The 322-nt window shown below is 61.2% G+C and carries 1 protein-coding gene; it reads left to right on the top strand.

Annotation, left to right across the window (positions count from 1 at the left end):
- Window positions 1-322: transposase (locus tag P0D80_RS51505; protein WP_408296740.1), on the top strand; the 322-nt coding region annotated here is incomplete at both ends.

Here is a 322-nt window from a genome sequence, read left to right on the forward strand (position 1 = left end):
AAGGCCTCGTGGAGCGAGTGGTTGCTGGATCTGAAAAGGCGTGGCCTGCAGTCCGGGCCGTTGCTGGCCTGCGGCGACGGTGCGATGGGATTCTGGGCAGCGATGGAGGAAGTGTTCCCGCAGACGAAGCATCAGCGTTGCTGGTTTCACAAGATGGGCAACGTGCTCAACGCGCTGCCGAAATCGCAGCAGGCCCGGGCCAAAAAGGCGATGCAGGACATCTGGATGGCAGCCACGCGTGCTGATGCGCTGGTCGCATTCAATCACTTCGTCGACGCCTACTCGGCAAAGTATCCGAAGGTGGCCGACAAGCTGACGGAAG

The sequence above is a fragment of the Paraburkholderia sp. RL17-373-BIF-A genome, from assembly GCF_046030175.1.
Taxonomy (GTDB): Bacteria; Pseudomonadota; Gammaproteobacteria; order Burkholderiales; family Burkholderiaceae; genus Paraburkholderia.